The following is a 2157-nucleotide window of genomic DNA, read 5'->3' as shown; positions in this document are numbered from 1 at the left end:
ACCTGCGAGGTGCCCTCTCGAACCGAGCGATAGAAGCCTGAAGCACTCCTATCCTTCCAGTTCAGAGGGCACTTTCTATCTCCGGGGTCCTGCCGGGCCGATCTTCATCGGTGGATCGAGGCTGAGGTGCTTCGGAGTGCGTTGGTTCCTCGGTGCTTAGTGCGAACCCTACGTACTCTCGTAGAGCTGATGCGGCCACGTCATGATTTTCCCAGCGATGATCGTTTTCGGTTTCCCATGCCTCAAGGAGTGCTTGGAAGTCGCTGACTGTGCCCCGGACGATGGCGAGTAATGTCGATGCGCGAAGCTCTAAGCCAGGTAGGTCGGGGTCAGAGAAGTTCCGGCTGAGTGCGGCGACGGCCTTATCTCTATCGCCCACCGATGCAAAATGGCGGCCCAGTTCGTACCAGGACATAAGCGCATGGGTTCCTGGGTATTGCGTCGCAAGCGTCCAGTACTCGATTGCGCGTCCGATGTTTCCTTCTTCCTGGAACACTCGTCCCAGCAGGTCGGCTGCAGCGCTCGCCTCTTCGGATTGCCCCAGGCTGATGGCGGTCATCAGTGCCGTCTTCGCGGCAGGCAGATCGCCCAGCCTCTTGAACATGCTTCCGAGTAGTACATTTGCCCGTGCAGCGTTTTCTGGTATCGTCGCTGCTTTCGTCAGCGCTTCTGTTGCATAGACAAGCTCCCCGCGTCTGTCTGCCGCGGCGGCGATGTAAAAGCATTCCTGTGGATTGAGCATCTTGACAAGTGCGGGCCAAAGAGAGTCTGGTACTTTCCAGGTCGCCTTATCAACCCTTAGTTGATCTGAGATAACCCAGGACGGACGACCCTGATAGTTCCTGGAACGCAGCATTGGAGGAGTGTCGCGGCGGGACTTTTGTGCCCACGTCATTCCCGCCGCGAAAAGTTCGTCAGATGCGGAAGTGTCCTCAATTTCCGCAAGGTAGATCGGGAAGAGTCGTTTCAATTCGTCCGCCAGCACCGGTCGGGTTAGCCCGGCGCGTTGGCAATCAACGGCGCTGCGAACGATGGCCACCCCTGGTGGACTCTGGTGGCGGCCTGTGTTCAGCCATACCCACGCCAGTTGTGGGTCTACGCTTGGGTCGGCTCGTTCTAGATCGACACCCTTCGCGCCGGTGGTCTGCTCGATGATCTCGAAGATCTCGGGGTCATGCGGCAAGGGAACGAGATACGCACGTTTGAGCGCGGCCGTCGCGGTCGGCTTCAAGCCGTGAGGAGAGTCGAGGATCGCAGCGCACTCATCTGCGGAAATTGTCGCCACGAGGAACGCCTTGTCGGCGAGTAACTCCAGCGTCTTGCGAGTGAGGCATTCGAGGTCTGAGGAGGTCAAGCCATCCGCCCAGATCAGCAGCCGTCCTGTCATGATCGTGGAGACGTCCTCGGCTTCGGCCAGGGCGGCGATCGCGCTTCCGTCGCGCGGTATGAGGACCTTCGTCTCCGGCGCTAGCGTCTCCACGACGGCGGTCCACGCAGACGTCGACTTGCCGGCACCCTCATCGCCATACACCAGCAGGAACGGGTACGGGGCCGACGGTGTGGCGAGCGCTGTACGCATCTCCTCGTCGAAGTCGGGACGCGGCACGTAGGCCCCGCCGGCCGGCGTTGGCCTGCCGTCCCATCGCTCGACCAGTTCGCCCAGTGTGTGGAACGGCGGTTGCTGAATCTGGTCAAGGACCCAGAACTGATCCAGCAGGTTCTTCCGCAAGAGACTCTGCCGAGACTTCTCCCGCTCTAAGGCAGCTTGCAGCAGTTGATGGCGCCTGCTCCATTCATCCCGATCTGTCAGGCTCGGGTCCAGCTCCAAGCTCTGTCCACGGGCGCAAACGACCAGTGCCTTGACGACGTCGTCGACCAGTTCCCAGGTGGGGGCCCGTTTACCGGCGCCGGCGAACAGACCGCTGAGGGTTGCAGTACCCCACTTGCCCTTGGTTTGGTCGCTGATCTTTCTCAGCGCCGGTGAGCCGGCGCGTCGCTTAAGTTCGCGAAGCTCCTCGGCGAACCGTTGCACTGACGTGATCTCAGCATGGATTCGGTAGGTATCGGTATTCGAAGTGGGTGAGGTGGAGAGCGGCGCGGACGATGTCGCCGATCTGCCGTGGGCTGGCGGTGGTGTGACGAAGGGTCCGCCAGCGG

1 protein-coding gene is annotated in these 2157 nt (G+C 60.9%); it reads right to left on the bottom strand.

Features of this window, described 5'->3' with window-relative positions:
• Positions 1-61 precede the first annotated feature (61 nt).
• Positions 62-2157: tetratricopeptide repeat protein (locus ABGB05_RS36815; protein WP_347658658.1), on the bottom strand; the 2096-nt coding region annotated here is incomplete at its 5' end.

It is taken from the genome of Plantactinospora sp. B5E13, from assembly GCF_039871775.1.
Classification (GTDB): domain Bacteria; phylum Actinomycetota; class Actinomycetes; order Mycobacteriales; family Micromonosporaceae; genus Plantactinospora.
This window is presented reverse-complemented; position numbering and strand designations above follow the sequence as displayed.